The sequence below is a fragment of the Sphingomonas sp. Sphisp66 genome (genome assembly GCF_047324325.1).
GTDB lineage: Bacteria > Pseudomonadota > Alphaproteobacteria > Sphingomonadales > Sphingomonadaceae > Sphingomonas.
In genome coordinates this window covers 3,820,488-3,846,896 of the sequence record NZ_CP168508.1, presented here as the reverse complement: position 1 = coordinate 3,846,896, position 26,409 = coordinate 3,820,488, and the positions used below count along the sequence as shown (strand labels likewise).

Genomic DNA, 26,409 nt, shown 5'->3' with positions numbered 1-26,409 from the left:
CTCGCGTGGTTGGAGCGAGGGTGTCAAGCACGTCTGCACGTAAAGCGACACTTGACGCTTTACCTTGTGTGCCATATTTTCGATGCGTGCAGATCGAGTCCATTCGGCACAAGGCGCTCCGCGGCTTCGTCGAGACGGGCAAGCCGAAGGGGCTGAACGCGAATGTCGCCGAGCGGCTTTTGCGGATGATCGCCTATCTGGTCGCGATCGAAAGTGCCGAGGAGCTCTACATCCCACCGAACTGGGGTGCGCATCTGCTCACCGGCGACCGCGCAGGCGCCTGGTCGCTGACCGTGACGAAGAACTGGCGAATGACCTTCCGGATCACGGAAGCGGGCATGATCGCCGACATGGATCTAGAGGATTATCACTGATGGCCATCACCGTCGCTTCCGCCTTCGCGGTCCATCCCGGCGAATGGCTGCGCCACGAGATCGTCGAGGCGCATGGGCTGGGCGTGACCGAAGTGGCGGCACATCTCAGCGTCACCCGCCAGGCGATGAGCGCGCTGCTCAACGGCCGGGCCGGCCTGTCCGCCGAAATGGCGATCCGTTTCGAGAAGGCCTTCGGGGTAAGGGCCGACACGCTGCTCCGCATGCAGAGCGCGCATGAACTGGCGAACGCCCGCGCGCAGGCGGATGCGATCAAGGTCGAGCCGTTCGGGAAGGCGGCTTAAGGGCTCGATACTCAAGCGTGGCTGTTGGCTTGGCCGCTCCCCGGCGGAAGCCCGGGGCCAGGGTTTCTCTGCCGTGTCGCCTGTGGCCCTGGGCCCCGGCTTCCGCCGGGGAGCACGGGTGGGAAGATCGGTGCACGCCAAGAAAAAGGGCCCGCTCGCACCTGGCGAACGGGCCCTTTTCGGAACCAGCTATCGAAGGATCAATAAACCCGCTTCTTCGGCTTGATGTACTCGATCTCGTCGGTGAGCGTGTAGTCGTGGACCGGGCGGTAGTCGATCTCGGTCTTGCCGCCCTTGCCGCCCCAGCCTTCGAAGGTGGCGACGGTGTGCTTCATCCAGTTCTTGTCGTCGCGCTCGGGGAAGTCCTCGTGCATGTGCGCGCCGCGGCTTTCCTTGCGGTTGGCGGCGCACTCGATGGTGACGACGGCCTGGCCGATCAGGTTGTCGAGCTCGAGCGTCTCGACCAGATCGGTGTTCCAGATCAGCGAGCGGTCCTGGATGCCGACGTCCTGGAAGCCCTTGTAGACCTCGCCCATGTGCTTCACGCCCTCGGCGAGTAGCTCGCTGTCGCGGAACACGGCGCAGTGGCGCTGCATCGTCTTCTGCATGTCGGCGCGGATCTGCGCGGTGGGCTTCTCGCCCTTGGCGTTGCGGAAATGGTCGAGGCGGCCCAGCGCGAACTCTTCCGAGCCCTTGGGCAGCTCGTTGTGCTTCATGCCGGGCTTGAGCAGCTCCTTGAGGCGCAGGCCGGTGGCGCGGCCGAACACCACGAGATCGATCAGCGAGTTGGAGCCGAGGCGGTTGGCGCCGTGGACCGAAACGCAGGCTGCTTCGCCGACCGCGAACAGGCCGGGGACGACCGAGTCCGGATCGCCGTCCTTATTGCGGACGACTTCGCCGTGATAATTGGTCGGGATGCCGCCCATATTGTAGTGGACGGTCGGCACCACCGGCAGCGGCTGGCGGGTCAGGTCGACATTGGCGAAGATCTTGCCGGTCTCGGTGATGCCCGGCAGGCGCTCGTGCAGCACCTTGGGATCGATATGGTTGAGGTGAAGGAAGATATGGTCCTTCTCCTTGCCCACGCCGCGGCCCTCGCGGATCTCCATCGCCATCGAGCGCGCGACGACGTCGCGGCTGGCGAGGTCCTTGGCCGAAGGAGCGTAGCGCTCCATGAAGCGCTCGCCCTCGGAGTTGGTCAGATAGCCGCCCTCGCCGCGCGCGCCCTCGGTGATGAGGACGCCGGCGCCGTAGATGCCGGTCGGGTGGAACTGGACGAACTCCATGTCCTGCAGCGCGATGCCCGCGCGCAGCGCCATGCCGTTGCCGTCGCCGGTGCAGGTGTGCGCCGAGGTCGCCGACTGGTAGACGCGGCCGCCGCCGCCGGTTGCCAGCACAACTGCGTGGCTGCGGAAGCGGTGGATTGAGCCGTCTTCCATGCACAGCGCGATCACGCCGCGGCAGGCGCCGTCTTCCATGATCAGGTCGAGCGCGAAATATTCGACGTAGAAGTCGGCGTCATACTTCAGGCTCTGCTGGTAGAGCGCATGGAGCATGGCGTGGCCGGTACGGTCCGCTGCGGCGCAGGTGCGCTGCACGGGCGGGCCTTCGCCCATGTTCTGCATGTGGCCGCCGAACGGACGCTGGTAGATCGTGCCATTGTCGTTGCGGCTGAACGGCACGCCGGCATGCTCGAGCTCATAGACCGCGGCAGGCGCCTCGCGGACCATATACTCGATCGCGTCCTGGTCGCCGAGCCAGTCCGAACCCTTGACGGTGTCGAACATGTGCCACTGCCAGTGATCGGGCGTGTTGTTGCCGAGGCTCGCCGCGATGCCGCCCTGGGCGGCGACGGTGTGCGAGCGGGTGGGGAACACCTTGGTGATGCAGGCGGTCTTCAGCCCGGCCTCGGCGCAGCCCATGGTGGCGCGCAGGCCCGAGCCGCCGGCACCGACGACGACGGCGTCATAGGTGTGGTCGATGATCTTGTACGCGGACATCAGAGCGCGGCTCCCGCCGAGAAGGCGATCTTGAGGATCGAGAAGATGGCGGTCGTGCCGGCCGCCAGCGTGAAGAAGTTGAGCAGGATCATCAGGACGATGTGCGTCTCGTCATGCTGATAGTCCTCGATCACCACCTGCAGGCCGAGGCGGAAGTGATAGAAGGTGCTGAGGACGAGCAGGATCAGCGGCACCGCGACCTGGGTCTGGCCGATCCAGTGGCGGGCGGTCTCGAAGTCATAGGCCGGCAGCAGCGCGACGCTGACCACGAACCAGACCATCAGGACCAGGTTGGAGCCGGCGGTGAGCCGCTGGTGCCACCAGTGATGCGTGCCTTCCTTGGCGGGGCCGAGGCCGCGGACGCGGCCGATGCTGGTGCCGTTACCCATTGGTCTTCCCCCAGATGATGAAGGCCCAGAAGGCCGCGGTGAGGATCACGGCGGCGACATAGGTCAGCGTCGCCGTGGTCTTGTTGGCCTTGAGCTCGAAATTGGCGCCCTGGTCGAGGAACAGGTGGCGGATGCCCGAGCTCATGTGCTGGAAGAAGGACAGGGTCAGGCCGATGCCGAAGATGTAGCCGACCACGTTCAGCGCGCCGGACTGCACCGTGAACACGTCGAGGAACAGCGTGTACGCCGCCGGGCCCGATGCGAGCGCGACCAGCCACCAGACGAACAGGATCGCACCCACGGTCGCCATGCCGCTGCCGGTGACGCGGTGCGTGATCGAGACCGCCATCGACGGGCCCCACTTCCAGATCGATAGATGCGGCGACGTGGGTCGCGCCGTGTTGCGCACATTGGCCAAGATGATGTCCTTCCTCGGTCGGTGCCCGTCTCCTTAGTCCGAGCGTGGCGGGATGCAAGCTGGCACGCGCAACCAGTGCATGCCGGGCGCCGTTGACTAACCCGGCCTTAACCAGTTCGCCCGCATAGGCAGGGCAAGTGGCCATTCGTCCCATGGCCGCACAGGGGACTTTGTCGTGACCAACGCCGTTTCGCCTCAGGATCTGCCGGAGCCCGGCACCGTGGCCGCCCGCATCGACGTGCGTGCGCGCCTGCGCATCTTCGACTTCGAAGGCTCGCTGGTCGCTTCGGGCCGCGCCGCCTGGGAAGCGCTCGAGCCGGAGATCCGTGCGGTCTCCGAGGCTTACTGGCAGCAATGGCTGCGCTGCTTCGCCGACGAGCGCAACTGGGCGCCCGACGACACCCAGAAGATGATCGATGTCGGCGTGGTCTTCCTCAAGAATCGCTTCCTCGAGACCGAGGGCCGCGCCTGGATCGAATCGATCGAGCGCTCGGTCGCCGCGGCCTATGCCTCGGACGTGCCGCCGATGGCGCTGCTGTCGATGATCAGCGCGAGCGACCGGGCGGCGCTCGAGATCCTGATCCGCCGCATGGGCACCGAGGATGCGCGACTCGCCGGGCTGATCGACACGCTGATGCGCCTCTCGGCGCTCGAGGGCGACATCACCGTCGAGATCTACAACATGTACCGCGAGCACAGCGCCCAGGCGGCGCGCGACCGGCTCGCCGAGGATTTCCGCGACTCGATCGGCGGCACCGTCCAGCGCGCCTCGCGCGAAGGCGAGCAGCTCCGCGTCCAGGCCAGCCACACCTCCGCTTCGGCGCGCGGCATGCTGGGCAAGGCATCGGAAGTCGCCGCGGCGGCCGAGCAGTCGGCGGTTGCGATGCGCGAGGCGGCGCAGACCGCAGCTGGCCTGATCCGCGCGATCGAGGACGCGCGTATGGAAGTCGAGGCCGCAGCCGGCATCGCCACGCGTGCTTCGTCGCAGGCGACCGATGCGGTCGGCATGAGCGAAGCACTTTCCGATCATGCCAAGTCGATCGAATCGATCCTCGGCCTGATCCGCGACATTGCTGGCCAGACCAACCTGCTCGCATTGAACGCGACGATCGAGGCGGCCCGTGCCGGTGATGCCGGCCGCGGCTTCGCGGTGGTCGCGCAGGAAGTGAAGAGCCTGGCCAACCAGACCGCCCGCGCCACCGACGACATCGCCGCCAAGATCGCCGCGATCCAGTCGGCGACCAAGTCGACGGTGGAGACCAATGCCTCGATCCGCTCGACGGTGACCGAGGTGCAGGAGAGCGCCAACCGCATCCGCGTCGCGATGGAAGTCCAGGCGCAGACGGTGACCGCGATCACCGCAGCAGTCGACGAGACGGCGCTCGCCGCCGATTCGATGTCCGCCACCATCGGCGCGATCCGCGAGGACACCGAGGCGGTGGCGAGCGAGATCGATCGGGTCGGCCAGGGCTTTGCCGCGCTCGAAGGGCAGCTGGGAAGCCTGAAGGGCAGCGCCAGCGATTTCATCGCCAAGGTCGCGGCCTGAGGGGGAGAGGCAGGATGGTTGCAACGCGCGAACCCGGCCGCTGGAGCGGCGGCATGCGGACGGTGGAGGATCACCGCCGCGAATATGACTGGGACGGCGCGGTGGAGCCCGCCTGCCGCGAGATCGTCGCGCTGATCGGCCACCGCCAGCGCGCGATCGCCGAGGGCTTCTGGAACCACTTCAGGGCGATGCCGGCCAGCCAGGCGATGCGCAAGACCTTCGACGATCCCGCGCTCTATGAAGCGCAGGTCGCGCACGGCGCGCGCTATGGCACGGTCAAGTTCGAGAAGCCGTTCAGCGAGGAATGGGTCGAGATGGTGTGCAGCTATGCCGCCCAGACCTATGCCGCGGGCATCCCGCTGCCGGCGGTGATCGCCGCCTTCTCCTTCGCGCACAGCGAGACGATGCGCGCGCTGCGCGAGGCACTGCCGGGCGATGCCGAGAAGCTCGGCCGGCTCTGCGACATCGTCCAGCGCATGGCGATGGCCGAGGCCGATCTGATGGCCGGTCATCTCGGCGCGCGCGACGCGGCCTATGCCGACCAGGCGCGCCGCGACCGGTCGCTGCAGTTCAAGGCGAGCATCGCCGAATCGATCGAGGGGGCTACCGGCCTCGCCAACCGCATCCGGGTGCAGGCGCAGGGCGCCTCGGGCTCGGCGCGGGGCATGCTGGGCAAGGCGTCGGAAGTCGCCGCGGCGGCCGAGCAGTCGGCGGTTGCGATGCGCGAGGCGGCGCAGACTGCGGCGGGCCTGATCCGCGCGATCGAGGACGCCCGCATGGAAGTGGAAGCCGCTGCCGGCATCGCCACACGTGCCTCCAGCCAGGCGACCGACGCGGTGGGCATGAGCGAAGCACTCAGTGATCACGCCAAGTCGATCGAATCGATCCTCGGGCTGATCCGCGACATTGCCGGCCAGACCAACCTGCTCGCGCTCAATGCGACGATCGAGGCGGCCCGTGCGGGTGATGCCGGCCGCGGCTTCGCGGTGGTCGCGCAGGAAGTGAAGAGCCTGGCCAACCAGACCGCCCGCGCTACCGACGACATCGCCGCCAAGATCGCCGCGATCCAGTCGGCGACCAAGTCGACGGTGGAGACCAATGCCTCGATCCGCTCTACGGTGACCGAGGTGCAGGAAAGCGCCAACCGCATCCGCGTCGCGATGGAAGTCCAGGCGCAGACGGTGACCGCGATCACCGCGGCAGTCGACGAGACGGCGCTCGCCGCCGACTCGATGTCCGCCACGATCGGCGCGATCCGCGAGGACACCAAGTCGGTGACGCACGAGATCGACACGCTCCAGAAGGACGTGGCCGAAGTCGACGACCGCCTCCACAAGCTGCGCACCGCGGCGGACAGCTTCTCGAGCAGCGTCGCGGCCTGACCCCAACGCGTCTTCCCGATCATCCTGAGTAGGGCTGAGCTTGTCGAAGCCCGTATCGAAGGATCCCACCCTTGGGTCCTTCGATACGCCATTTCGACAAGCTCAATGGCTACTCAGGATAGCCGGACAATAGGGTGTCGGGGATGGATGACGTAGCGCAACGAAGGCGCTACGCAGGCGCATGGCCACCCATATCCTCCTCACCGGCGCGAGCCGCGGCATCGGCGCTGCGATTGCCGAGAGCTTCAAGCACGACAAGGTCCGCCTGATCGGCCAGGGCACCCGCAGCGGCATCCCCGCCGACTTCGCCGATCCCAAGGCGCCCGTCGCGCTGTGGAACAAGGCGCTCGACGCGCTCGATGGCCGGATCGACGTGCTGATCAACAATGCCGGCGTGTTCGAGACCAACCCGCTCGACATCGATCATGAAGACTGGGTGGCGAACTGGGAGCGGACGATGCGGGTGAACCTCACCGCTTCGGCCGAGCTCTGCCGCCTCGCCATCTGCCACTGGCAGGCCGAGGGGCGTCCGGGCCGCATCGTCAACATGGCCAGCCGCGCCGCCTATCGCGGCGACAGCCCGGCGCACTGGCACTATGCCGCGTCCAAGGCGGGCATGGTCGGCATGACCAAGAGCATCGCCCGCGGCTATGCCCGCCAAGGCATCCTCGCCTTCGCGATCTGCCCGGGCTTCACCATGACCGGCATGGCCGACGACTATCTCGCCAGCCGCGGCGGCGAGAAGTTGCTGGCCGACATTCCGCTCGGCCGGGTGGCCGACACCGATGAAGTGGCGGTCCTCGCCCGCTTCTGCGCGCTGTCCGCGCCGCCCTCGATGACCGGGGCGGTGCTCGACATCAACGGAGCCAGCTATGTCCGATAGTCCGCCTCCCTATCAGCCGCCGCTCCGCGGCCGGTTGTCGGAGGTGATCCTGCGCGTGCTGGCGGCGATCGGCCTGCTCGCGATGCTCGGCTTCGGGGCCTATCTGCTCGCGCTGACGACGGGCGAGCGCCGCGCGCCGGCGAAGGTGGAGGCGAAGGGTGCCAGGCAGGTCTTCGCCGTCGCCGCGGTCAATCCGCTCCACGGCACCAACCTCACCGAGATACTGATCGCCACCGACGGCTCGATCACGCGCGGCGACGGGTCCTACAGCCGCGCCAGCGCCGACGAGCGCAACGTGATCCTGCTCGACAAGGTGAGCGGCGCCAACCGCAAGCTGCTGCCCGACAACACGCGCCAGATCATCGAGCGCATCTACCTGCCCGCGGCGGCGGGCGCGAGTTCGGACGAGAATGTCCAGCTGGTGGATGCCGCGGGCAACAAGGTCGATCCGCCGCTCGCTTATTATCTGCTGCGGGTCAGCGCCGCCGGCGGCAACGCCGAGGACGTGCTCGTCGGCGACCTCGCCAGCGGGCGCCAGGCCTTTGTCCTCACCGGTATCGACGGCGTCGACAAGGTCTGGATGCAGAGCCCGACGCGCGTCGCGCTGCTGCTGCGCCAGAACCGCAAGCTGGTCTATCGCGCGATCGACATTCCCACGCTCAAGGTCGTGGTCGCGCATCCCGTGGAGATTGATTGATGTCGAGCTGGAAGCTCATCCTGCCCTGTACCCGCGCCGAAGCCGAGGCGATCGACGCCAATGACGAAGCGGTGTTCGAGATCGTGCCCAGCCCGGTGCTGCTTACCAGCGAAGTGATCGCCGACGATCCGCTCGCCTGGCAGCTCGAAGCCTATTTCGAGAGCAAGCCCAACAGCGCGGCCCTGTCCGCGGTGCAGGCGCTGGTACCGAGCTCGAAGGGCACAAAGGCCGTCGCCGAGAAGATCCGCGACGCCGATTGGGTGACGCTCAGCCAGGCCGGGATCGAGCCGGTCCATGCCGGACGCTTCTATGTCCATACCGACACCAACAAGGGCAGGGTGCCCGCCGGTGCCAAGGCCTTCCGCATTGATGCCGGCCTCGCCTTCGGCACCGGCACGCACGAGACGACCTCGGGCTGCCTGCTCGCGCTCGACCGGCTCAAGGCCGAGGGCAAGCGCTTCGAGAGTGTCGTCGATATCGGCACCGGCACCGGGTTGCTGGCCTTCGCCGCGCTCCATCTCTGGCCGCGCGCCTATGCCACCGCGTCGGACATCGATGCCCGCGCGGTCGACGTGACCGGCGACAATGCCGAGATCAACGGCATCCGGCTGGGCGGGCAGCAGGGCGAGCTGGCGCTGGCCGCTGCGGCAGGCGTCGAGCATCCGCTGCTGATCGGCCGCGCGCCCTATGACCTGGTCATCGCCAACATCCTCGCCGGCCCGTTGGTCGAGCTGGCCCCGAGCCTCGGCGCGGTGCTTGCCGAGGGTGGCACGCTGATTCTCGCCGGCCTGCTCAAGGGCCAGGTCGCGACGGTCGCCCAGGCCTATCGCCGCCAGGGCCTCCGCCTCGTCCACCGCGCCGATCGCGGCGACTGGCCGACGCTGACCCTGGCCAAGCGCGTGCGCTACGGCACCGAGCGGGTGACCCGCCTCAGCCGCGGCAAGGGCGAGGCGCCCGGGTTCGGGAGCTGGTAGGGGGCGCTTCTTCGCAGATCGTTCGCGGCGCGTCGATTATTTCAAGAGTCGGGGACTATAAGAGGTTCTGGCCGGAAGGCTCATCTAAATGTGGCGCCCTGCCCTTTTGCCCAGGCGATCGCATCGCGAAGGTCGGAATAGCGCCCTGCGACCTGGTGCCCGTTCCTCAGGACATAGAAATCCGTAGTGCCCAAGAACGAAGTGTCGGCGACACGAACGACTTCGTATTTATCCCTGCTGTCATATAGCACTTCTACGATCGTTCTCTTCAGAGACATGCCGCATCTCCGTCGCCGCGTCTGATCACCTTTTCCGTGATAGTATACGCGATCTTCGCGAGATGCGCGATGCTTCGCGGCACGCCAGTGTAGAGCGTCCGGCGAAGGGTTCGCGAGAATCTGGGCGTAACCGTCCCGGCTCAAGGCAGCCGGGTCCCCGCTTTCGCGGGGACGACGGTGTTATTGCTTGGAAAGGGCATAGTCCTGGGTGCCGCGCGTGATCACGTCATCGCCGGGCAGGATCTCGGCGATGGGGATGTCCGGCTGGCCGAGGATCTCGCCATAGAGCGGCGCGAAGTCGGTCTCCACCGTGGCGCGCAGCAGCGCGTCATAGCTCGGGATGACGAAGTAATTCTGCTGGAAGTCGTCGATCCGATAGTCGGTGCGCATCACCCGCTTCAGGTCGAAGCCGATCCGGTTGGGGCTGTCGCTCTCCAGCGCGAAATGGCTCTCGGCGGACGAGGAGACGATCCCCGCGCCATAGATGCGCAGCCCGTCATCCTCGCGGATCAGCCCGAACTCCACCGTGTACCAGTAGAGCCGGCCGAGCTGCTTGAGCGCGCCCAGCTCGAGCGCGCGGTTGCCGCCGCGGCCATAGGCCTCGAGATAGTCGGCGAACACCGGGTCGGTGAGCATCGGCACATGGCCGAACACGTCGTGGAAGACGTCCGGCTCCTGGATATAGTCGAGCTGGTCGGGCCGGCGGATGAAGTTGCCCGCCACGAAGCGGCGATTGGCCATGTGGTCGAAGAACACGTCGTCGGGCACCAGGCCCGGCACCGCGACCACCTGCCAGCCGGTCAGCTTCATCAGCCGCTCGCTGAGCTCCTCGAAGTTCGGAATGCCCGAGTCGGACAGGCGCAGCGCGTCCAGGCCCTTGAGATAAGCCTTGCTCGCGCGGCCCGGCAGCAGCTTCGCCTGGCGGGCGTAGAGCCTGTCCCAGGTCGCGTGTTCCTCTGCCGTATAGGCCTGCCAGTTCTGCGGTATCGTCCAGTCGGCCGATGCGCCCTCGGGCGGGCGATCGAGCACATGCGTGTCTTGAGCCATGGATATGGCATAGCATGCCATGGTGCGGGTGCGAAATGGGGGTGGCATGCGGATAGTGGGACGGCTGGCCGGGGGGCTGATATTGCTGGTGGTCGCCTATCTCGCCGCGGCGGCGCTGGGCGCGGGGCTCGCGGTCAATGGTGGCCGCGAGCCGCCGGCCGAGGGCGTGCGCATCTATGTCGCCGACAATGGCGTCCACACCGACCTGATCCTGCCGGCTGCCGCCTTTCGCGACATCGCCCGGCCCGAGCATCTGCGCGATCCGCGCTACGGCACCGAGCCATACCTAGCATTCGGCTGGGGCGACCGCGACTTCTACCTGCACACCGCCAGCTGGGGCGACGTCAACGCCTGGCGCGTGGCCAAGGCGATGGTCGGCGCCGGCTCGACCGTGCTGCATGTCGCGCATGTGCCCGAGCCCCGCGCCGGCGGGCCGGTCCGCACGCTGCTGCTGCGGCCCGAGGAATATCGCCGGCTGGTCGAGCATGTCCGCACCAGCTTCGCCGCCGGACCGGTAGTGCGCGGCTATGGCGCGCGCGACGCCTTCTACACCGCCAGGGGCGGTTACAGTGCGATCCGCACCTGTAACGAATGGACCGGCCGGGGCCTGCGCAAGGCGGGTGTGCCGATGGGCATCTGGACGCCGCTGCCCTGGGGGGTGATGCTGTGGCTATGACCCCGCGCACCGCCGCCGATCCGCCGCCCGGCCTCGCCTTCGCGCTTGAGCCCGCGCGCGCAGCGCTCACCCTTGCCGAGCTGACCCGCTTCCGCATCGCCGGCCTGCCCCGGGGCGATGGCCGGCCGGTGCTGGTCTCGCCGGGCCTGTGCAACACCGATCGCTCGAACTTCGTGCTGCGCACCATGCTGCGCCGGCTCGGCTATCGTCCCTATCCCTGGACGCTCGGCCGCAATTTCGGCGTGCGCACCGTCGGCCCCGAATGCGAGAAGCTGATCGCCCGGGTCGAGGCGATCCATGCCGAGACCGGCGAGAAGGTCACGCTGGTCGGCATCTCGCTCGGCGGGGTGATGAGCCGGATCGTCGCGCACCGCCGGCCCGACCTGGTCCGCGCGGTACTGACGATCAGCTCGCCCTTTGCCGGGCCGCCCAGCGCCACCAATGTCTGGCGCCCCTTCCAGCTGCTCACCGGCGAGAAGATCACCGATCCGGTCGTCGCCCGCCGGTTGGAGGAAGCGGTGCGTCCGCTCTCCATGCCCAGCGCCGCGATCTGGAGCCGCAGCGACGGCTTCGTCAACGGCCTGATCTGCCGCGAAGGCGAGGGGGCAGAATGCCGCGCGGTCGAGGTGCGCAGCAGCCATCTCTTCGTCCAGATGAAGCCCCAGGTGCTTCGCGCCGTGGCGGAGATACTGGGCGGCTGGGTCTAGGACGCGACGACCCGCCGCCCCGTCGGCCGCACGGTGGCGCAGGCCGGGGTGCCGTCCTTGCCGGTGCCGTCGACCGTGATCTCCAGCACGCCGCCCTCCGCCGCGCGTGCCAGCAACGCCGGGTCGATGTCATGGATGTCGATCTTCATCCGCCGCGACCAGGGCGAGCCGGGATCGCCTGCCGCCTGGCCGATGCGGATATAGACGAAGCGTCGCTCCGGGCCTTCGCGCCGCACCTGGTCGCCGAAGAATTTCGGGCCCGGCGCCACCCGCAACGGAAAATCGAAGCATAAAGGCTCGCCCGTCCGCGATAGTTTCGGGTCGAGCGGCGAATCGTCCTTCGCCTGCAGGCTGTGCAGCACCCCGGCCACCGGCTGCGCGATGACGATCCGGAAGGGGATGGGAATCTGCTCTGCCTTCGCCATGCCGGCGATCCTAGCAGGCCTGGCCGGCGTCCGTCTCGAACAGCGTGAGGTCGCGCTCGCCGATGCCGAGCCCGGGCCAGGCTGCGCGCCAGTCCTGGATGTGCGGGCTTGCCCAATGCGCCTCCAGCGTCGCGCGGTCCGCCCAATGTTCGGTCACATGGATCAGCCCGGGATCGAGCACGTCCTCGCCATAGCTGTAGTGGAGGCACCCCGCCTCCGCCCGGCTGCCCTCGACCATCGCCGCCATCACCGGCCGCGCAGCCTCCATGCTGGCGCGCGGCACGCGAAAGGTGCCCGTGATGATCAGCATCAGCGGTGTTCGGGGCGCAGCGAAGTGCCCGCGCGGCTGCCGCGCAGCGCGGTGAGATAGCTCAGCGGGTTCAGCCAGCTGCCTTCGCCCGAATAGCTGTGGGTGATGATCTCGGCGCGCCCGCCCAGGCTCTCGACCGGCACCGGCCCGCCCAGGCCCTTCTCCTCGAGCGAGAAGCGGCTGTCGGCGGACTGGTCGCGATTGTCGCCCATCAGGAAGACATGGCCGGCCGGCACCTTGACCGGGCCATAGGTGTCGCGCGGGCTGAGGTACCCGCCCGGCAGATAGGTGTCGCCCAGGTCGATCACGTCATAGCTCGCGCCGTTGGGCAGCGTCTCGCGGAACAGCGGCAGCGCGCAGACCAGCGTGCCGTCCGCCTTCACCTTGCGGAACGGCTGGAGCACGGCCTCGTCGCAGGGCACGTTCGCATCGACGGGAATGTCGGCGGTACCGTCCGCCACCCGCGGCACCGGCTTGCCGTTGAGGATCACCACGCCGTGGCTCACCGCCACCGTGTCGCCCGGCAGGCCGATCACCCGCTTGATCAGGTCCGATCCATCCTCGCGCCGCGCCACCGTGACGATGTCGCCGCGCTCGGGCAGCCGGCCGAGCAGCCGGCCCGGCACCACGTCGCTCCCATGGATCGAGAGCGAGGCATAGGACCAGCCATAGGGATATTTGGAGACGACCAGCCGGTCGCCCTTGAGCAGCGCCGGCATCATCGAGCTGGACGGGATGTAGAAGGGCTTGGCCGCCACGCTCTGGAAGGCGAACACGCCGCCGAACAACAGGCCCCAGGCCAGCACGGTCCGCGCCCAGCCCTGTTTCTGCGGCATCGCGGCCGCATCCTCGACCGCCGCCATTGCTCAGGCCGTCTCGCGGTCGAGCAGCTCGTGCACGTCGAGCCCGAGCAGGGCGATATGCTCCTTCACGCGCGGCCAGTAGCCGGTGAGGAAGCGCTCGCGCTCGGCGATGCGCAGCTTCTCCACGGCGCCCGGCAGCACGAACATGCCGACGCCGCGACGGACTTCGACATAGCCATCGTCCTGGAAGCTCTGATAGGCCTTGGCCACCGTCAGCGGGTTGGCGCCATGCTCGGCGGCAAGCGCACGCACCGACGGAAGCTGATCCCCTGCCCGGTATTGCCCACGCAGGATCGCCGCAGCGATGCTGGCGCGCAGCTTGAGGTAGACCGGGCTGTCCTCGTGCTCTAGCGCTGTCATGCTGCCATAATACACCAATTAGCCTTGGGGTCCATACCCCGGATTCCACCTATGTGCGATTTCGGACAGGTCCGGCCGCGGACGCTCCTCCAGCGGACGCTCGGGCGTGCCGATGAAGACGAAGCCGGCGATCTTCTGCCCCTCGGTGCCGAACAGGTCGCGCACCCCGTCCGAATAGGCGGCCCAGCCGGTCAGCCAGCCCCCGGCAAAGCCCATCGCATGCGCGGCATGGAGCAGGTTCATGCACACGGCGCCGGCGGACAGCTCCTGCTCCCAGACCGGGATCTTGTGCGGCACCACCGGCGCGGAGAGCACCACCACCAGCGCGGGCGCCTGGGTGGCGAACTGGATCGCCGCCTCCTCGTCGCGTGCGGTGCAGTCCGCCTTCTCGCTGCGCAATATCGCGGCGAGCTTCTCGCCCAGCGCCTGGCGCGCGTCGTCGGGCACCGTCACGAAGCGCCAGGGGAAGAGCTTGCCGTGATCGGGGGTGCGCGCCGCGATCGCGATCATTTCGTCGAGCTGCTCGGGGTTGGGCCCGGGGCCGACCAGGTCGCGCGGCTTGCCCGATCGGCGGGTGGTGAGGAGCGAAAGCGGCGAGCTGGTGTCGTTGAAGGCCATGCCGCGCATCTAGGGAGCGAGGCGGGCGCCGCCAACCTCGCGGCCGATCGAAACTGCGCCGCGGCCGATCCGATCGCGTTCCTATTCGCGGCGTGGCAGGCGCCTTCGCCGCGCACAATCGCGCATGCTTTACAGCCGCTTCATTCCCTCTAGTCTGGTTTTCCATGCGCCGAACGTCTGTTCGGATACCGATATCAAAGGGCATTACACCGCATGGTCGACACTCCAACCGCCGATAGTCCGGCAGAGCCGGACATCACCCACGTCAATCCTGCAAGGGAAGCGACGTGGTTCGGGCACCCCCGCCAGCTGGCGCGCATGTTCACCACCGAGATGTGGGAGCGCTTCGGCTATTACGGCATGCGCGCGCTGCTGACGCTCTATCTTACGCAGCATTTCATGTTCGGCGACCGCGAGGCGACCGGCATCTATGGCGGGTTCACCGCGCTGGTTTACCTCACCCCGCTGGTCGGCGGTTACCTGGCCGATCAGTATCTCGGTTCGAAGCGCGCGGTGAAGTTCGGCGCGATCATCATGTCGCTCGGCTATGCGATCCTCTGCTTCGGCGGCCCGACCGCGACGCCGCACGCGACGATCGACGGCCAGCGCTACGAAGTCTCGATCGGGAAGTCGGCGGAGGGCAAGGAAGTCCGCTACGTCATCGACGGGGCGAGGAAGCTCGAGATCAAGGGCAATGACGACGGCAGCGTCGACCTGCTCGATGCCGGAACGCCCGCGCGCAAGATCGCCAAGGGCAGTTTCGAATCCGGCGCGGACCGCAGCCCCTTCTACGTGATGGTGATGCTGATCGCGCTGTCGATGGTCTCGGTGGGCAACGGCTTCTTCAAGCCCAACATCTCCACCATGGTCGGCGAGCTGTACGAGCAGGGCGACCGACGACGCGACAGCGGTTTCACCATCTTCTACATGGGCATCAATCTCGGCTCGCTCTTCTCGCAGATCCTCTGCCCCTGGCTCGCCGTGGCCTATGGCTGGAGCTGGGGCTTCGCGCTCGCCGCGATCGGCATGATGATCTCCTGGGCGCTGATCCAGTTCAACGGCGGCAAGCTCGACGGCTATGGCGAGCCGCCGGCCAAGCCGGGCGTCAACAGCCAGCAATGGATCATCTACGCGGTCGCGCTCTGCGTCGTGCCGCTCTTCTACCTGCTCTACGTCAACCTGATGCACTCGGCCGCCCCGGCCGAGGGTTCGGGCTTCCTCGGCTATGTCGCCTCGCTGCCGCTGATGGGCAAGCTGCTGTTCGGCTCGTTCCTGCTCGGCGTGCCGGCGATCCTGGTCTGGTCGTTCTTCGCGGGCAGCAAGACCGAATTCCAGATGATGCTCGCCGCGATGGTGCTGATCGTCTTCAACGTGGTGTTCTGGACGCTGTTCGAGCAGGCGGGTTCGTCGCTCACCCTGTTCGCCGATCGCAACACCAATCTCTCGGTCTTCGGCCTGTTCAGCATCACCGCCGGCCAGACCCAGTTCTTCAACGCCGCCTTCATCGTGCTGCTCGCGCCGTTCATGTCGATCATGTGGGGCGCGCTGGCCAGGCGCGGGCTCGAACCGTCGATCCCGGTCAAGTTCGGCATCGCGCTGATCGGCGTGGCGGCGGGCTTCCTGCTGCTCGTCTGGGGTGCGCAATATGCCGATACCAACTTCCAGGTGGGCATCTGGTGGCTGGCCGGCCTCTACTTCATCCACTCCTTCGCCGAGCTGTGCATCTCGCCGGTCGGCCTGTCGATGATCACCAAGCTCTCGATCGCGCGCGTGGTCGGGCTGATGATGGGCGTGTGGTTCCTGTCGATCTCGGTGGCGCAGTATTTCGCCGGGGTGATCGCGCAGTTCGCCAGCGTCGACACGGTCGGCGGCCAGGTGACCAACTATGCCGTGAGCCTGAAGGCCTATGTCGACGTGTTCACGACGATCTCGATCGCCGCGATCATCCTCGGCGCGCTCCTGCTCCTGCTGAGCTGGCCGCTGAAATACTGGATGCACGGCGTGAAGTAAGCGCCGCGTCTGCCGCACAAACGAAAAGGGGGAGCGTCGCCGCTCCCCCTTTTTGCGTCTGCTATGTCCGCCGGCTCAGGCGGCGCGGCGCAGCTCGACCTGCTCGTTGGCGGCGGTGCGCGGCGCCTGCACGGCGACCGGCATCGTGATTTCGCGACGCGCGGCGAGGATGAGCGAGATAAGCGAGAACATCGGAAAACCCTTCTGCATGCATTTGCTTGCTGCAATGCAACATAGAGGGAGATGGTTGGGACGTGCGCTTTCTGCAACTGCAATGAATCGAGGTGCGGATTGCAGTTTGTGCAACTGGGCGGGTTAATCGAGGCGGTGCGCCCTTCTTCTCCCCTTCTTGAAAGGGAGGGGCTGGGGGTGGGTGCCGCCGAGGCACTCGGCGGCTTCCGCCAGAATATGCTGGATAGTGCCTTCCGGATTGGAAAGGACCTCGGAATTCCAGAAGCGTATCACCTTCCAGCCCTTGTCTCTGAGATAGGCTGAGCGACGCTCGTCGCGCGTAGCTTGAGTAATATGCTGGCTGCCATCGAACTCGATTCCGAGTTTCGCCTGCCGGCAAGCAAGATCAATGATGAAAGGCGCCACGACGAGTTGTCGAGCAAATGCGGGTCGATAGCGTGAAATTAGGTGCCAGACCGCAAGCTCGGTTTCGGTCGGGTTGTTGCGCTATGCCCTTGCTCGAGCGGTCAGCGCAGGATCGATTCGATGGCGCATCTGGCAAACGTAGCGTGGCTTCGCTTCGCTCGCCAACCCACCCCCAACCCCTCCCTTTCAGGGAGGGGAGTCAGAAGGGAGGCTCCTGCCCCCTACCGCTTCCGCCCGAACCAGATCACGTGCCGCGGCCCCTTGCCGTTGCTGCGCGCGCGCACCGCGACTTCCTCCACTTGGAAGCCGGTGTCCTTCAGCCGCCGGGTGAAGGCATTGTCGGGGGCCGCCGACCATACCGCCAGCACGCCGCCGGGCTTGAGCGCCTCCCACTGCTTCTGCAGCCCGCGCGGGGAATAGAGCCGGTCGTTGGCGTCGCGGGTCAGTCCGTCCGGGCCATTGTCGACATCGAGCAGGATCGCGTCATAGGTTGCGCGTGCCCGGCCGATCACCGCCGCGACATCGTCGATCACCACTTCGACGCGCGGATCGTCGAGGCAGCCCGCGGCCAGCTCGGCCATCGGTCCCTTCGCCCATTGGATGATCTCGGGCACCAGCTCGGCGACGGTAAGCCTGGCGTCCGGCCCCAGCACCGCCTGTGCCGCACGCAGGGTGAAGCCCATGCCGTATCCGCCGATCAGCAGATGCGGCGCCTTCGTGTCCAGCCGCTCGCAGGTCATCGTGGCGAGCGCTTCCTCCGAACCGCTCATCCGGCTCGACATCAGTTCGTTGCGGTCGAGCACGATCATGAAGTCGCGCCCACGGCGGAACAGGCGCAGCGCCTCGCCCCCGCCGGGGACGATCGCAGTGTCGAGGAGTTCGCGGGGAGTCATACGCCCCTTTGGCGCCTCTGGGGTCCGGCTTGCAATGTAGGATTTCGTCTGGTTGCCTTGGCGGGCCGGACGATCACCCGGCCGCTCTTTCCAATGGTTGGAAGAATAGGATCACGCGTGCGCAATCTTGTTGCGCGATGCGGCGCGTTTTCGAGAAACTAGGGAAAATACGCCCGGCAGAAACCCGCTCCTGGGTGCGAACTTTGTGAACTTTGGCGAGTCGCTGCCCACCGCCATGTTGGAAACGAAAACGGCCCGGCATCGCTGCCGGGCCGCTTCGTGTGACAAGCCGGAAAGGCTTACCAGATGTGCACGCGCTGCTCGGGCGCGAGGTAGAGCGCGTCGCCCGGCTGGATGTTGAACGCCTTGTACCAGGCGTCGACATTGCGGACGATGCCGTTGACGCGGAACTTGGCCGGCGAGTGCGGATCGATCAGGGCGTACTGGCGGGCGGTGTCCTCGCGCAGCTTGGTCTGCCAGGCCTGGGCATAGGACAGAAAGAAGCGCTGGTCGCCGGTCAGCCCGCCGATCACCGGGGCCTTGCCATGCTCGGCCTGGTACTTCTGGAACGCGCCATAGGCTGCCTCGACGCCGCCGAGATCGCCGATATTCTCGCCGAGCGTCAGCTTGCCCTGCACCTTGGTGCCGGGCACGGCCTCATAGCCGTCATACTGGGCGACCAGCGCCGCGGTGCGCTCGCCGAACGCCTTCTTGGCGCTGTCGGTCCACCAGTTCTCGAACTTGCCGGTCGGGCCGAACTGGCTGCCCTGGTCGTCGAAGCCGTGGCCCATCTCATGGCCGATGATCGCGCCGATCGCGCCATAGTTCACCGCCGGATCGGCATTTGGATCGAAGAAGGGCGGCTGCAGGATCGCGGCCGGGAAGGTGATCTGGTTCGACAGCGGGTTGTAGTATGCGTTCACCGTCTGCGGGGTCATGTCCCACAAAGTGCGGTCGACCGGCTTGCCGAAGCGCGACAGTTCGAGCTGGTGCTGGAACTCGCCCGAGCGCATCGCATTGCCGAGCAGATCGCCGCGGGCGACCTTGAACGACGAATAGTCGATATACTTGTCCGGGTGGCCGATGCGCGGCTCGAAGGCGGCAAGCTTGGCCAGGGCCTTCTGCTTGGTGGCGTCGTCCATCCAGCTCGAGGCGGTGATGCGGTCCTTGTAGGCGCCGCGCAGGTTCTCGATCAGCTCGGCCATCTGCTTCTCGGCCGCCGGCGGGAAGTACTTGGCGACATAGATCGCGCCGACCGCTTCGCCGAGCGCGCCGTTGACCAGCTGGATGCCGCGCTTCCAGCGCTCGCGCTGCACCTTCACGCCCGACAGGGTCTGCGAATAGAAGCCGAAGCGGGTGTCGTCGAAGGCCTTGGGCAGGAACTGCGCATGATCGCTGACGAAGCGATAGGCGAGATAGTCCTTCCAGGTCTGCAGTGGCGTCGCGGTCATCACCTTGCCGATCGCGGTGACGGCGGTGTTCTGGGTCATCAGCACCGTCGGCGAGCTCTCCAGCCCGGCCGTCTTGAGCATCAGCGCCCAGTTGAAGTCGGGCGCCTTGGCCTTCAGGCCCGCCAGCGTCTGCGGGTCGTTGAGCTTGGCGATGTCGCGGCTCTCGGCCGGCGACCACTGGACCTTGGCCATCGCGGTCTCGACCGCGACGATCGCATCGGCCTTGGCGGCGGCGTTCGGGATGCCGGCCAGCTCCTGGATCTTCTGGACATAGGCGCGATAGGCGGTGCGGAACGCGTCATACTTGGCGCCTTCCAGCAGGTAATAGTCGCGCGGCATGCCCAGGCCGCCCTGGCCGGTCACTGCGGTATAGTGGGTCGGATCGGCGAGGTCGGGGATGATGCCCAGCTCGACCGGCGAGGCATAGCCGGTGGTGGCGAACAGCACCTGCAGCGCGTTCAGGTCCTTCACGCCGTCGATCGTGGCGAGATAGGGCTTGAGCGGCGCGGTGCCGGCCTTCTCGATCGCCGCTTCGTCCATCCAGCTGGCATAGAAGTCGCCGACCTGCTTGCCGCCGGCGCCGTATGCGGCCGGGTTCTTCGCCATGTCGTCGAGGATCGCGCGGACATTCGCCTCGGCCTCGATCGAGAGCTGGGTGCCGAAGCCGGCCGAAGAGCGGTCGGCGGCGATCTCGGTGCGGTCGTTCCAGCCGCCGTTCGCGAAGCTCCAGAAGTCGTCGCCCGGCTTCACGCTGGGCTTCTGCGCGTTCAGGTCGACGCCGAAGCTGCCATAGCGCGGCGCGGGCTTGGCGGTCTGTGCGATTGCCGGCGAAACGGCGACCAGCGCCACGCCCGCGGCGAGACGCACCATGTTGCGAATGTTCATCTGTGTACCCCCGAAACAACTGTATTAGCCGAGTGTATCGCCGGGTAGTAACGCCCGCAACGGGATTCGCGTTACAGTTCGTGTCTGTAGGCGGCGGTGACCGCGGCGCCGAAAGTGGCGAAGATCACCTCCAGCTCGGGGTCTTCGGCCAGCGCCTTGCGGGCCTCGGCCACCGCGATCCTGGTCGCGGCCTCGACCGGATAGCCATAGACGCCACAGCTGATCGCCGGGAAGGCGAGGGTGCGGAAGCCGTTGGCCCGGGCGATCTCGAAGCAGCGGCGATAGCAGCTGGCGAGCAGCTCCGGCTCGCCCTTGCCGCCGCCCTGCCACACCGGGCCGACGGTGTGGATGACGTGCCCGGCGAGCAGGCGGTAGCCCCTGGTCAGCTTGGCGTCGCCCGTCGCGCAGCCACCGAGCGTGCGGCATTCGTCGAGCAGCTCGGGCCCGGCGGCGCGGTGGATCGCACCGTCCACCCCGCCGCCGCCGAGCAGCGACGAGTTGGCGGCGTTGACGATCGCATCCACGGCGAGGGTGGTGATGTCCCCCTCGACGATCCGGATGCGATCCCCGCTCATCCCACCCGGTTCTTCACCAGGTTGTCGACCACGCTCGGGTCGGCGAGCGTCGAGGTGTCGCCCAGCGACGAGACGTCGCCCTCGGCGATCTTGCGCAGGATGCGGCGCATGATCTTGCCCGAACGGGTCTTGGGCAGGCCCGGTGCGAACTGGAGCGCGTCGGGCGTCGCGATCGGGCCGATCTCGGTGCGGACCCATTTGATCAGCTCGGCGCGCAGCGCGTCGTCGGCCTGGCAGTTCGCGTTGAGGGTGACATAGGCATAGATGCCCTGGCCCTTGATGTCGTGCGGCATGCCGACCACCGCGGCCTCGGCGACCTTGGGGTGGAGCACCAGCGCGCTCTCGACCTCGGCGGTGCCCATGCGGTGGCCCGAGACGTTGATCACGTCGTCGACGCGGCCGGTGATCCAGTAATAGCCGTCCTCGTCGCGGCGGCAGCCGTCGCCGGTGAAATACTTGCCGCGATAGGTAGTGAAATAGGTCTGGAAGAAGCGCTCATGATCGCCCCAGACGGTGCGCATCTGCCCCGGCCAGCTGCGCGCGATGACCAGGTTGCCCTCGGTCGCGCCGTGCAGCACCTTGCCGTCGGCATCGACCACCTGCGGATCGACGCCGGGGAAGGGCTTGGTCGCCGAGCCCGGCTTGAGCGCGGTGGCGCCCGGCAGCGGGGTGATCATCTGCCCGCCGGTCTCGGTCTGCCACCAGGTATCGACGATCGGGCAGCGCCCCTCGCCGACCACGTCGTAATACCAGCGCCACGCCTCGGGATTGATCGGCTCGCCGACCGATCCGAGCAGCCGCAGCGACTGGCGCGAGGTGCGGCTGACATAGTCGTCGCCTTCGCGCATCAGCGCGCGCAGCGCGGTCGGGGCAGTGTAGAGGATCTCGACCTTGTGGCGGTCCACCACCTGCCAGATGCGGCTGGCGTCGGGCCAGTTGGGCACGCCCTCATACATCAGGGTGGTACCGCCGTTCGCGAGTGGGCCGTAGACGATATAGCTATGGCCCGTGACCCAGCCGATATCCGCCGCGCACCAGTAGATCTGGCCGGGCCGGTAATCGAACACCAGTTCGTGGGTCAGGCTTGCCCAGAGCAGATAGCCGCCCGAGGAGTGGAGCACGCCCTTGGGCTTGCCGGTCGATCCCGAGGTATAGAGGATGAACAGCGGATCCTCGGCACCCATCGGCTCGGCGGGGCATTCGGCGGGTACTTCCGCGGCAGCCTCGTGATACCAGAGGTCGCGGCCCTCCTGCATCGGGATGTCGCCGCCGGTGGCCTTCACCACGATTACCTTTTCGAGGCAGCGGGTGTGCGCTGCGGCCGCATCGACATTGGTCTTGAGCGGCACCTTCTTGCCGCCGCGCCGGCCTTCGTCGGCGGTGATCACCACGGTGGAATCGCAATCGGTGATCCGGCCCGCCAGCGCTTCCGGCGAGAAGCCGCCGAACACCACCGAATGGATCGCGCCGATCCGGGCGCAGGCGAGCAATGCGAACGCCGCCTCGGGGATCATCGGCATGTAGATGGTGACGCGGTCGCCCTTCTTGACGCCCTGCGCCTTCAGCACATTGGCGAAGCGGCAGACCTCGGCATGGAGCTGGCGATAGGTGATGCGCTTCGGCTCTTCCTCCGGCGCATCGGGCTCCCAGATGATCGCGACGCTGTCGCCGCGCCTGGCCAGATGCCGGTCGATGCAATTGGCCGCGACGTTGAGCTTGCCGTCGGCGAACCAGTTGATCCGGAAGTCGCTCTCGTCGAACGACCAGTCGCCGGCGATCTCCGGGCGCTTGATCCAGTCGAGCCGGCGCGCCTGCTCCAGCCAGAAGCTGCCCGGATCGGCCAGGCTCATGCCGTAGAGCTTCTCATAGCCCGCAGCATCCACCCGAGCGGTGCGCGCCCAGTTCTCGGGCACGGGGTGTACGCTGACGGTATCGCTCATCGTTGCGGCTCCTCGCTCTGATTTGGCGCCTCTCTGCCCAAGCGAAGCCGCCACGCCAAGCGCAGAATGGCTTTCGGCGCACGATCCGGCATGGACCGCGACATATTGCGACAATATTCTTCTGGAACCGAAACGGCTTCGGAAACATCTAGGACCCCATGGCCAATCGTCCATTGACCCTGAGCCTGCTGCTCGCCCTGTCGCTCTCCGCCTGCGCTGTGGGCCCGGACTATCATCCGCGCGCCGCTTCCGAGCTGGGCGTGCCCGATGCCTGGTCGGTCCCCACCGGGCAGAAGGCGCAGGAGGATCTCAGCCAGTGGTGGACCCGCTTCGACGATCCGATGCTCGGCAGCCTGGTGCAGCGCGCCCAGGCGGCGAACCTCGACGTCGCCCAGGCAGTGGTGCGGCTGCGCCAGGCGCGCGAGGCGCTGGTCCAGCAGCGCGCCGACCTGTTCCCCAGCCTCAGCGCCTCGGGCGGCGTGTCGCACAGCGAGCCGCTGCGCGGCGGCACCAGCACCACGACCCTGCCCGACGGCACGGTGACCAGCTTCTCGCAGGGCGGCAACACCAGCTTCTCGCTCGGCCTCGATGCCAACTACCAGGTCGACCTGTTCGGTGGCGTGCGCCGCGGCGTGGAGGGCGCGCGCGCCTCCTATGAAGCGAGCGGGTTCGACTATGCGACGGTGCTGATCTCGGTCGAGGCCGAGACGGCGCGCAACTATGTGCTCGCCCGGGTGGCGCAGGCCCAGATCGCCAATGCGCGCGGCAATCTCGCCATCTCCGACGACAATCTCCAGATCGCCGGCTGGCGGGTGCAGGCCGGCCTCGTCTCGTCGGTCGACCAGGAGCAGGCGCGTGCGAGCCGGGCGCAGATCGCCGCCTCGATCCCGACGCTGGAGGCGAGCTACAACAGCGCAGTGTCGCGCCTCGGCGTGCTCACCGGCCAGGCGCCCGGCGCGCTCAAGGCCGAGATGGAAGCGGTCAGGCCGATCCCCAAGGGGCCGGCGGACGTCGCGGCCGGTATCCCCGCCGACGCGCTGCGCCAGCGGCCCGACGTGCGCGCCGCGGAGCGCAACCTCGCCGCCGCCAGCGCCAATATCGGCGTTGCCACTGCCCAGCTCTATCCGTCGCTGTCGATCGGCGGCAGCATCGATTCGGGCAGCAGCGCGCTCACCTCGATCCTAGACACGATCACCGGGCGGCTGTTCGCCAACATCGCCCAGACGCTCTTCGACGGCGGCCGCCGCGCCAGCCAGGTCCGCTCGGCCGAGGCCGCGGCGGACGGCGCCTTCCTCGCCTATAAGTCGGCGGTGCTGACCAGCCTCGAGGATATCGAGAACGCCATCGTCGCGCTGCAGACCGCCAAGCGCCGGCAGCAGGAATTCGGCGTGGCGCTCGATGCGTCGAACAACCAGGCGATCCTGGCGCGCATGCAATATCGCACCGGCCTCACCGATTTCACCACGCTCAACACGGCCGAGGCCTCGCTCATCTCCGCGCGCAACGGGCTCCTTTCCGCCCGTTCGGACGAAGCGACCGCGCTGATCCAGCTCTACCAGGCGCTGGGCGGCGGCTGGGACGCGAGCAAGACCCCGACCGCACCCACGACAGGCAGCACCGCCAATGGCAACTGATCCCAACCAGAATCTCGACGCCTTTCTCGGCACGCCGCCGCGTCCGTGGTGGCGCCGCTGGCTCAAATGGGGCCTGATCGCGATCGGCGCGCTGCTCGTGGTGTTGCTGCTCTGGCACTTCCTGGGCGGTAAGGAAGAAGTGAAATACGCGACCGACGATGTCGCGCGCGGCAATCTGACCGTCACGGTTTCGGCCACCGGCAAGCTGGCGCCGACCAACCAGGTCACCGTCGGCTCGCAGCTCTCGGGCCAAGTCATCAAGGTGTTGGCGGACGTGAACGACCGCGTCACCGCCGGACAGCCGCTCGCCCTGATCGATCCGTCGCAGTTCGACGACCAGGTCAAGCAGGCCGAGGCGACGCTGGCGGCGAACATCGCCGCGGTCGGCCAGGCGCAGGCGACGGTGCAGCAGAGCAACGCCACGCTGGCCCGCTATCAGGAAGTCAGCCGGCTGTCGGGCGGCAAGGTGCCGGCCAAGACCGAGATGGACACTGCGATCGGCGACCGCAATCGCGCGCTCGCCAATCTCAATGCGGCGAAGGCGAATGTGACCTCGGCGCGCGCCCAGCTTTCCTCGGCGCAGACCCAGCGGACGCGGGCGATCATCCGCTCGCCCGTCACCGGCGTGATCCTCGCCCGCCAGGTCGATCCGGGCCAGACGGTCGCCGCCTCGTTCAACACGCCGACCCTGTTCGTGATCGCGCAGGACCTGTCGCAGATGAAGCTGGAAGTCGCGATCGACGAAGCCGATGTCGGCCAGGTCCGCCAGGGCCAGGACGCGAGCTTCACCGTGGATGCCTTCCCGGGCAAGACCTTCCCGGCCAAGATCACGCGAGTGGAGGTCGGCTCCAACCTGTCGGTGCAGGACGCCAGCTCCTCCTCGTCCACCAGCACCAGCACGACCGCGAACCAGGTGGTTTCCTACGCCGCCGATCTCTCGGTCTCCAATGCGAACGAGCAGCTGCGCCCGGGCATGACCGCGACGGCCGACATCGTGACCATGGCACGCCAGAATGTGCTGCTGGTGCCCAATGCGGCGCTGCGCTTCACGCCGGCGGCGCCGGGTCAGGGCGCCGGCAGCGGCGGCTCGAGTGGCGGCATCGCCGGTGCGCTGGTTCCCAGCCGCCCGCGGCGCGGCGGCAATAGCGGCCAGCAGAAGACCGCGACCGGCGGCGAGCAGGGCGGGCAGCGGACCGTCTATATTCTCGGCGCCGATGGCCAGCCCAAGGCGGTGGACGTGACCACCGGCAGCACCGACGGCACCGTCACCGAGATCACCGGCGGCAACCTGAAGGCCGGCGACAAGGTGATCACCGGCCAGCTCGCCAATGGCGCTTCGGCTACGCGCCGCTCCGGCGGACAGCGCCGTCAGGGCGGCGGCCAGGGCGGATCGGGCGCCGGAGGCCAGCGTGGCGGACAGTGATGCGCCGCTGATCCAGCTCCGGCGGATCATCAAGACCTTCGGCGAAGGCCCTACCGCGTTCCAGGCGCTGAAGGGCGTCGACCTGGAGATCGCGGCGGGCGACTTCATCGCCGTGATGGGCCCGTCGGGCTCGGGCAAGTCGACGACGATGAACATCCTCGGCTGTCTCGACGTGCCGACCTCGGGCGAGTTCCTGTTCAAGGGCGTGCATGTCGAGAAGCTCGAGCGCGACCAGCGCGCGCTGCTCCGGCGGAAATATCTCGGCTTCGTCTTCCAGGGCTTCAACCTGCTCGCGCGCACCTCGGCGCTGGAGAATGTCGAGCTGCCCTTGCTCTATCGCGGCGATCCCAAGGCGCAGCGGCGCGAGGCGGCGATGGCCGCGCTCGACAAGGTCGGGCTGAAGGATTGGTGGGACCATACCCCGGCCGAGCTGTCGGGCGGCCAGCAGCAGCGCGTCGCCATCGCCCGGGCGATCGTCACCAATCCCGACGTGCTGCTCGCCGACGAGCCGACCGGCAATCTCGATTCGGAACGCTCGGTGGAGATCATGGAGCTGCTCACCGATCTCAACAAGAACAGCGGCATCACCGTGCTGATGGTCACCCACGAACCCGACATGGCCGCCTTCGCGCGCACCATCATCCACTTCAAGGACGGGCTGGTCGAGCGGATCGAGACCGGGCACCACCAGGGGGAGAGGGTGGAATGAGCGTTTCGCGCATCCATAAGCCCCTCCCCTTCAGGGGAGGGGT

General features: G+C 67.4%; 27 protein-coding genes. 13 read left to right on the top strand and 14 right to left on the bottom strand.

Annotated elements, in window-relative coordinates:
• Positions 1–86: 86 nt before the first annotated feature.
• Positions 87–374: a type II toxin-antitoxin system RelE/ParE family toxin gene (locus tag ACEN8G_RS17435; RefSeq protein ID WP_413416720.1), complete on the top strand. Its 288-nt coding sequence runs from the start codon at positions 87–89 to the stop codon at positions 372–374.
• Positions 374–676 carry a HigA family addiction module antitoxin gene (locus ACEN8G_RS17430; RefSeq protein ID WP_413416722.1) on the top strand — a complete coding sequence of 101 codons (303 nt, stop codon included), beginning with the start codon at positions 374–376 and terminating at the stop codon, positions 674–676. Before ACEN8G_RS17435 ends, ACEN8G_RS17430 begins: the two co-directional genes overlap by 1 nt.
• 200 nt (positions 677–876) lie before the next feature.
• On the opposite strand, the gene sdhA is transcribed toward ACEN8G_RS17430, so the two are convergent.
• From sdhA to sdhC, 3 genes are read right to left on the bottom strand one after another with little or no spacing between them, the layout of a single operon-like run.
• Positions 877–2,679: a succinate dehydrogenase flavoprotein subunit gene (gene sdhA, locus ACEN8G_RS17425; protein WP_413417063.1), complete on the bottom strand. Its 1,803-nt coding sequence runs from the start codon at positions 2,677–2,679 to the stop codon at positions 877–879.
• Entirely contained in the window at positions 2,676–3,065 is a 390-nt protein-coding gene (gene sdhD, locus ACEN8G_RS17420; protein ID WP_413417035.1) for a succinate dehydrogenase, hydrophobic membrane anchor protein, read from the bottom strand. The genes sdhA and sdhD overlap by 4 nt, the downstream gene beginning before the upstream one ends.
• On the bottom strand, positions 3,058–3,483 hold the full coding sequence (gene sdhC, locus ACEN8G_RS17415) for a succinate dehydrogenase, cytochrome b556 subunit (protein ID WP_413417037.1): 426 nt from the start codon (positions 3,481–3,483) through the stop codon (positions 3,058–3,060). The genes sdhD and sdhC overlap by 8 nt, the downstream gene beginning before the upstream one ends.
• A gap of 202 nt (positions 3,484–3,685) precedes the next feature.
• Here sdhC and ACEN8G_RS17410 point away from each other — a divergent pair, with 202 nt between their 5' ends.
• The 5 genes from ACEN8G_RS17410 to ACEN8G_RS17390 all read left to right on the top strand — a co-directional run bounded on the left by ACEN8G_RS17410 (position 3,686) and on the right by ACEN8G_RS17390 (position 8,965).
• Positions 3,686–5,029, top strand: a complete 1,344-nt coding sequence (locus ACEN8G_RS17410; protein WP_413417065.1) for a methyl-accepting chemotaxis protein — start codon at positions 3,686–3,688, stop codon at positions 5,027–5,029.
• A gap of 14 nt (positions 5,030–5,043) precedes the next feature.
• Positions 5,044–6,411 (top strand): methyl-accepting chemotaxis protein, encoded by a 1,368-nt coding sequence (locus ACEN8G_RS17405; protein ID WP_413417039.1) that lies wholly within the window; start codon positions 5,044–5,046, stop codon positions 6,409–6,411.
• 181 nt (positions 6,412–6,592) lie between these two features.
• Complete coding sequence (locus tag ACEN8G_RS17400) at positions 6,593–7,294, top strand: SDR family NAD(P)-dependent oxidoreductase (RefSeq protein ID WP_413417041.1); 702 nt, start codon at positions 6,593–6,595, stop codon at positions 7,292–7,294.
• On the top strand, positions 7,284–7,991 hold the full coding sequence (locus ACEN8G_RS17395; RefSeq protein ID WP_413417043.1) for a hypothetical protein: 708 nt from the start codon (positions 7,284–7,286) through the stop codon (positions 7,989–7,991). The genes ACEN8G_RS17400 and ACEN8G_RS17395 overlap by 11 nt, the downstream gene beginning before the upstream one ends.
• Entirely contained in the window at positions 7,991–8,965 is a 975-nt protein-coding gene (locus ACEN8G_RS17390; protein ID WP_413417045.1) for a 50S ribosomal protein L11 methyltransferase, read from the top strand. Before ACEN8G_RS17395 ends, ACEN8G_RS17390 begins: the two co-directional genes overlap by 1 nt.
• A 458-nt stretch (positions 8,966–9,423) precedes the next feature.
• Here ACEN8G_RS17390 and phhA read toward each other — a convergent pair whose 3' ends face one another.
• On the bottom strand, positions 9,424–10,290 hold the full coding sequence (phhA, locus tag ACEN8G_RS17385) for a phenylalanine 4-monooxygenase (protein ID WP_413417047.1): 867 nt from the start codon (positions 10,288–10,290) through the stop codon (positions 9,424–9,426).
• 46 nt (positions 10,291–10,336) lie between these two features.
• Between phhA and ACEN8G_RS17380 the strand changes: the two genes are divergently transcribed.
• On the top strand, positions 10,337–10,966 hold the full coding sequence (locus ACEN8G_RS17380) for a TIGR02117 family protein (RefSeq protein WP_413417049.1): 630 nt from the start codon (positions 10,337–10,339) through the stop codon (positions 10,964–10,966).
• Positions 10,963–11,673: an alpha/beta fold hydrolase gene (locus tag ACEN8G_RS17375; protein ID WP_413417051.1), complete on the top strand. Its 711-nt coding sequence runs from the start codon at positions 10,963–10,965 to the stop codon at positions 11,671–11,673. The genes ACEN8G_RS17380 and ACEN8G_RS17375 overlap by 4 nt, the downstream gene beginning before the upstream one ends.
• Here the strand turns inward: ACEN8G_RS17375 and ACEN8G_RS17370 are convergent.
• From ACEN8G_RS17370 to ACEN8G_RS17350, 5 genes are read right to left on the bottom strand one after another with little or no spacing between them, the layout of a single operon-like run.
• The gene (locus ACEN8G_RS17370; RefSeq protein WP_413417053.1) at positions 11,670–12,098 is read right to left on the bottom strand and encodes a DUF5990 family protein; all 429 of its coding nucleotides are present in this window, start codon (positions 12,096–12,098) and stop codon (positions 11,670–11,672) included. The genes ACEN8G_RS17375 and ACEN8G_RS17370 overlap by 4 nt on opposite strands.
• A 10-nt stretch (positions 12,099–12,108) precedes the next feature.
• Entirely contained in the window at positions 12,109–12,408 is a 300-nt protein-coding gene (locus tag ACEN8G_RS17365) for a putative quinol monooxygenase (RefSeq protein WP_413417055.1), read from the bottom strand.
• Entirely contained in the window at positions 12,408–13,271 is an 864-nt protein-coding gene (gene lepB / locus ACEN8G_RS17360; protein WP_413417057.1) for a signal peptidase I, read from the bottom strand. The genes ACEN8G_RS17365 and lepB overlap by 1 nt, the downstream gene beginning before the upstream one ends.
• Before the next feature lie 3 nt (positions 13,272–13,274).
• The gene (locus ACEN8G_RS17355; RefSeq protein WP_116840148.1) at positions 13,275–13,631 is read right to left on the bottom strand and encodes a GntR family transcriptional regulator; all 357 of its coding nucleotides are present in this window, start codon (positions 13,629–13,631) and stop codon (positions 13,275–13,277) included.
• A gap of 18 nt (positions 13,632–13,649) precedes the next feature.
• Positions 13,650–14,249 carry a nitroreductase gene (locus ACEN8G_RS17350; RefSeq protein ID WP_413417059.1) on the bottom strand — a complete coding sequence of 200 codons (600 nt, stop codon included), beginning with the start codon at positions 14,247–14,249 and terminating at the stop codon, positions 13,650–13,652.
• 213 nt (positions 14,250–14,462) lie between these two features.
• Here ACEN8G_RS17350 and ACEN8G_RS17345 point away from each other — a divergent pair, with 213 nt between their 5' ends.
• Positions 14,463–16,259 (top strand): peptide MFS transporter, encoded by a 1,797-nt coding sequence (locus tag ACEN8G_RS17345; RefSeq protein WP_413417061.1) that lies wholly within the window; start codon positions 14,463–14,465, stop codon positions 16,257–16,259.
• A gap of 315 nt (positions 16,260–16,574) precedes the next feature.
• On the opposite strand, the gene ACEN8G_RS17340 is transcribed toward ACEN8G_RS17345, so the two are convergent.
• The 5 genes from ACEN8G_RS17340 to acs form a co-directional block, all read right to left on the bottom strand.
• The gene (locus ACEN8G_RS17340; protein WP_413740800.1) at positions 16,575–16,895 is read right to left on the bottom strand and encodes an endonuclease domain-containing protein; all 321 of its coding nucleotides are present in this window, start codon (positions 16,893–16,895) and stop codon (positions 16,575–16,577) included.
• 182 nt (positions 16,896–17,077) lie between these two features.
• The gene (locus ACEN8G_RS17335) at positions 17,078–17,749 is read right to left on the bottom strand and encodes a spermidine synthase (protein WP_413418259.1); all 672 of its coding nucleotides are present in this window, start codon (positions 17,747–17,749) and stop codon (positions 17,078–17,080) included.
• A 299-nt stretch (positions 17,750–18,048) separates the two neighbouring features.
• A complete protein-coding gene (locus tag ACEN8G_RS17330; protein ID WP_413418261.1) occupies positions 18,049–20,085 on the bottom strand; it encodes a M13 family metallopeptidase in 2,037 nt (678 codons plus the stop codon).
• Between the two features lie 71 nt (positions 20,086–20,156).
• Positions 20,157–20,660, bottom strand: a complete 504-nt coding sequence (locus ACEN8G_RS17325) for an O-acetyl-ADP-ribose deacetylase (protein ID WP_413418263.1) — start codon at positions 20,658–20,660, stop codon at positions 20,157–20,159.
• Positions 20,657–22,600, bottom strand: a complete 1,944-nt coding sequence (acs, locus tag ACEN8G_RS17320) for an acetate--CoA ligase (protein ID WP_413418265.1) — start codon at positions 22,598–22,600, stop codon at positions 20,657–20,659. The genes ACEN8G_RS17325 and acs overlap by 4 nt, the downstream gene beginning before the upstream one ends.
• Before the next feature lie 158 nt (positions 22,601–22,758).
• Between acs and ACEN8G_RS17315 the strand changes: the two genes are divergently transcribed.
• The 3 genes from ACEN8G_RS17315 to ACEN8G_RS17305 are packed head-to-tail and all read left to right on the top strand — an operon-like array spanning position 22,759 to position 26,366.
• Positions 22,759–24,234, top strand: a complete 1,476-nt coding sequence (locus tag ACEN8G_RS17315) for an efflux transporter outer membrane subunit (RefSeq protein WP_413418267.1) — start codon at positions 22,759–22,761, stop codon at positions 24,232–24,234.
• Positions 24,224–25,657 carry an efflux RND transporter periplasmic adaptor subunit gene (locus ACEN8G_RS17310; protein ID WP_413418269.1) on the top strand — a complete coding sequence of 478 codons (1,434 nt, stop codon included), beginning with the start codon at positions 24,224–24,226 and terminating at the stop codon, positions 25,655–25,657. Before ACEN8G_RS17315 ends, ACEN8G_RS17310 begins: the two co-directional genes overlap by 11 nt.
• Positions 25,563–26,366, top strand: coding sequence for an ABC transporter ATP-binding protein (locus ACEN8G_RS17305; RefSeq protein WP_413418271.1), 804 nt, complete (start codon positions 25,563–25,565; stop codon positions 26,364–26,366). Before ACEN8G_RS17310 ends, ACEN8G_RS17305 begins: the two co-directional genes overlap by 95 nt.
• The last annotated feature ends 43 nt before the right edge of the window (positions 26,367–26,409 follow it).

What these genes read in the sequence shown, in the direction of transcription:
- ACEN8G_RS17430 (WP_413416722.1), top strand. Translation starts at nt 374, where the DNA reads ATGGCCATCACCGTCGCTTCCGCCTTCGCGGTCCATCCCGGCGAATGG.
- sdhD (WP_413417035.1), bottom strand. Translation starts at nt 3,065, where the DNA reads ATGGGTAACGGCACCAGCATCGGCCGCGTCCGCGGCCTCGGCCCCGCC.
- ACEN8G_RS17405 (WP_413417039.1), top strand. Translation starts at nt 5,044, where the DNA reads ATGGTTGCAACGCGCGAACCCGGCCGCTGGAGCGGCGGCATGCGGACG.
- ACEN8G_RS17400 (WP_413417041.1), top strand. Translation starts at nt 6,593, where the DNA reads ATGGCCACCCATATCCTCCTCACCGGCGCGAGCCGCGGCATCGGCGCT.
- ACEN8G_RS17395 (WP_413417043.1), top strand. Translation starts at nt 7,284, where the DNA reads ATGTCCGATAGTCCGCCTCCCTATCAGCCGCCGCTCCGCGGCCGGTTG.
- ACEN8G_RS17390 (WP_413417045.1), top strand. Translation starts at nt 7,991, where the DNA reads ATGTCGAGCTGGAAGCTCATCCTGCCCTGTACCCGCGCCGAAGCCGAG.
- phhA (WP_413417047.1), bottom strand. Translation starts at nt 10,290, where the DNA reads ATGGCTCAAGACACGCATGTGCTCGATCGCCCGCCCGAGGGCGCATCG.
- ACEN8G_RS17380 (WP_413417049.1), top strand. Translation starts at nt 10,337, where the DNA reads ATGCGGATAGTGGGACGGCTGGCCGGGGGGCTGATATTGCTGGTGGTC.
- ACEN8G_RS17375 (WP_413417051.1), top strand. Translation starts at nt 10,963, where the DNA reads ATGACCCCGCGCACCGCCGCCGATCCGCCGCCCGGCCTCGCCTTCGCG.
- ACEN8G_RS17370 (WP_413417053.1), bottom strand. Translation starts at nt 12,098, where the DNA reads ATGGCGAAGGCAGAGCAGATTCCCATCCCCTTCCGGATCGTCATCGCG.
- ACEN8G_RS17365 (WP_413417055.1), bottom strand. Translation starts at nt 12,408, where the DNA reads ATGCTGATCATCACGGGCACCTTTCGCGTGCCGCGCGCCAGCATGGAG.
- lepB (WP_413417057.1), bottom strand. Translation starts at nt 13,271, where the DNA reads ATGGCGGCGGTCGAGGATGCGGCCGCGATGCCGCAGAAACAGGGCTGG.
- ACEN8G_RS17355 (WP_116840148.1), bottom strand. Translation starts at nt 13,631, where the DNA reads ATGACAGCGCTAGAGCACGAGGACAGCCCGGTCTACCTCAAGCTGCGC.
- ACEN8G_RS17350 (WP_413417059.1), bottom strand. Translation starts at nt 14,249, where the DNA reads ATGGCCTTCAACGACACCAGCTCGCCGCTTTCGCTCCTCACCACCCGC.
- ACEN8G_RS17345 (WP_413417061.1), top strand. Translation starts at nt 14,463, where the DNA reads ATGGTCGACACTCCAACCGCCGATAGTCCGGCAGAGCCGGACATCACC.
- ACEN8G_RS17335 (WP_413418259.1), bottom strand. Translation starts at nt 17,749, where the DNA reads ATGACTCCCCGCGAACTCCTCGACACTGCGATCGTCCCCGGCGGGGGC.
- ACEN8G_RS17330 (WP_413418261.1), bottom strand. Translation starts at nt 20,085, where the DNA reads ATGAACATTCGCAACATGGTGCGTCTCGCCGCGGGCGTGGCGCTGGTC.
- ACEN8G_RS17325 (WP_413418263.1), bottom strand. Translation starts at nt 20,660, where the DNA reads ATGAGCGGGGATCGCATCCGGATCGTCGAGGGGGACATCACCACCCTC.
- acs (WP_413418265.1), bottom strand. Translation starts at nt 22,600, where the DNA reads ATGAGCGATACCGTCAGCGTACACCCCGTGCCCGAGAACTGGGCGCGC.
- ACEN8G_RS17315 (WP_413418267.1), top strand. Translation starts at nt 22,759, where the DNA reads ATGGCCAATCGTCCATTGACCCTGAGCCTGCTGCTCGCCCTGTCGCTC.
- ACEN8G_RS17310 (WP_413418269.1), top strand. Translation starts at nt 24,224, where the DNA reads ATGGCAACTGATCCCAACCAGAATCTCGACGCCTTTCTCGGCACGCCG.
- ACEN8G_RS17305 (WP_413418271.1), top strand. Translation starts at nt 25,563, where the DNA reads ATGGCGCTTCGGCTACGCGCCGCTCCGGCGGACAGCGCCGTCAGGGCG.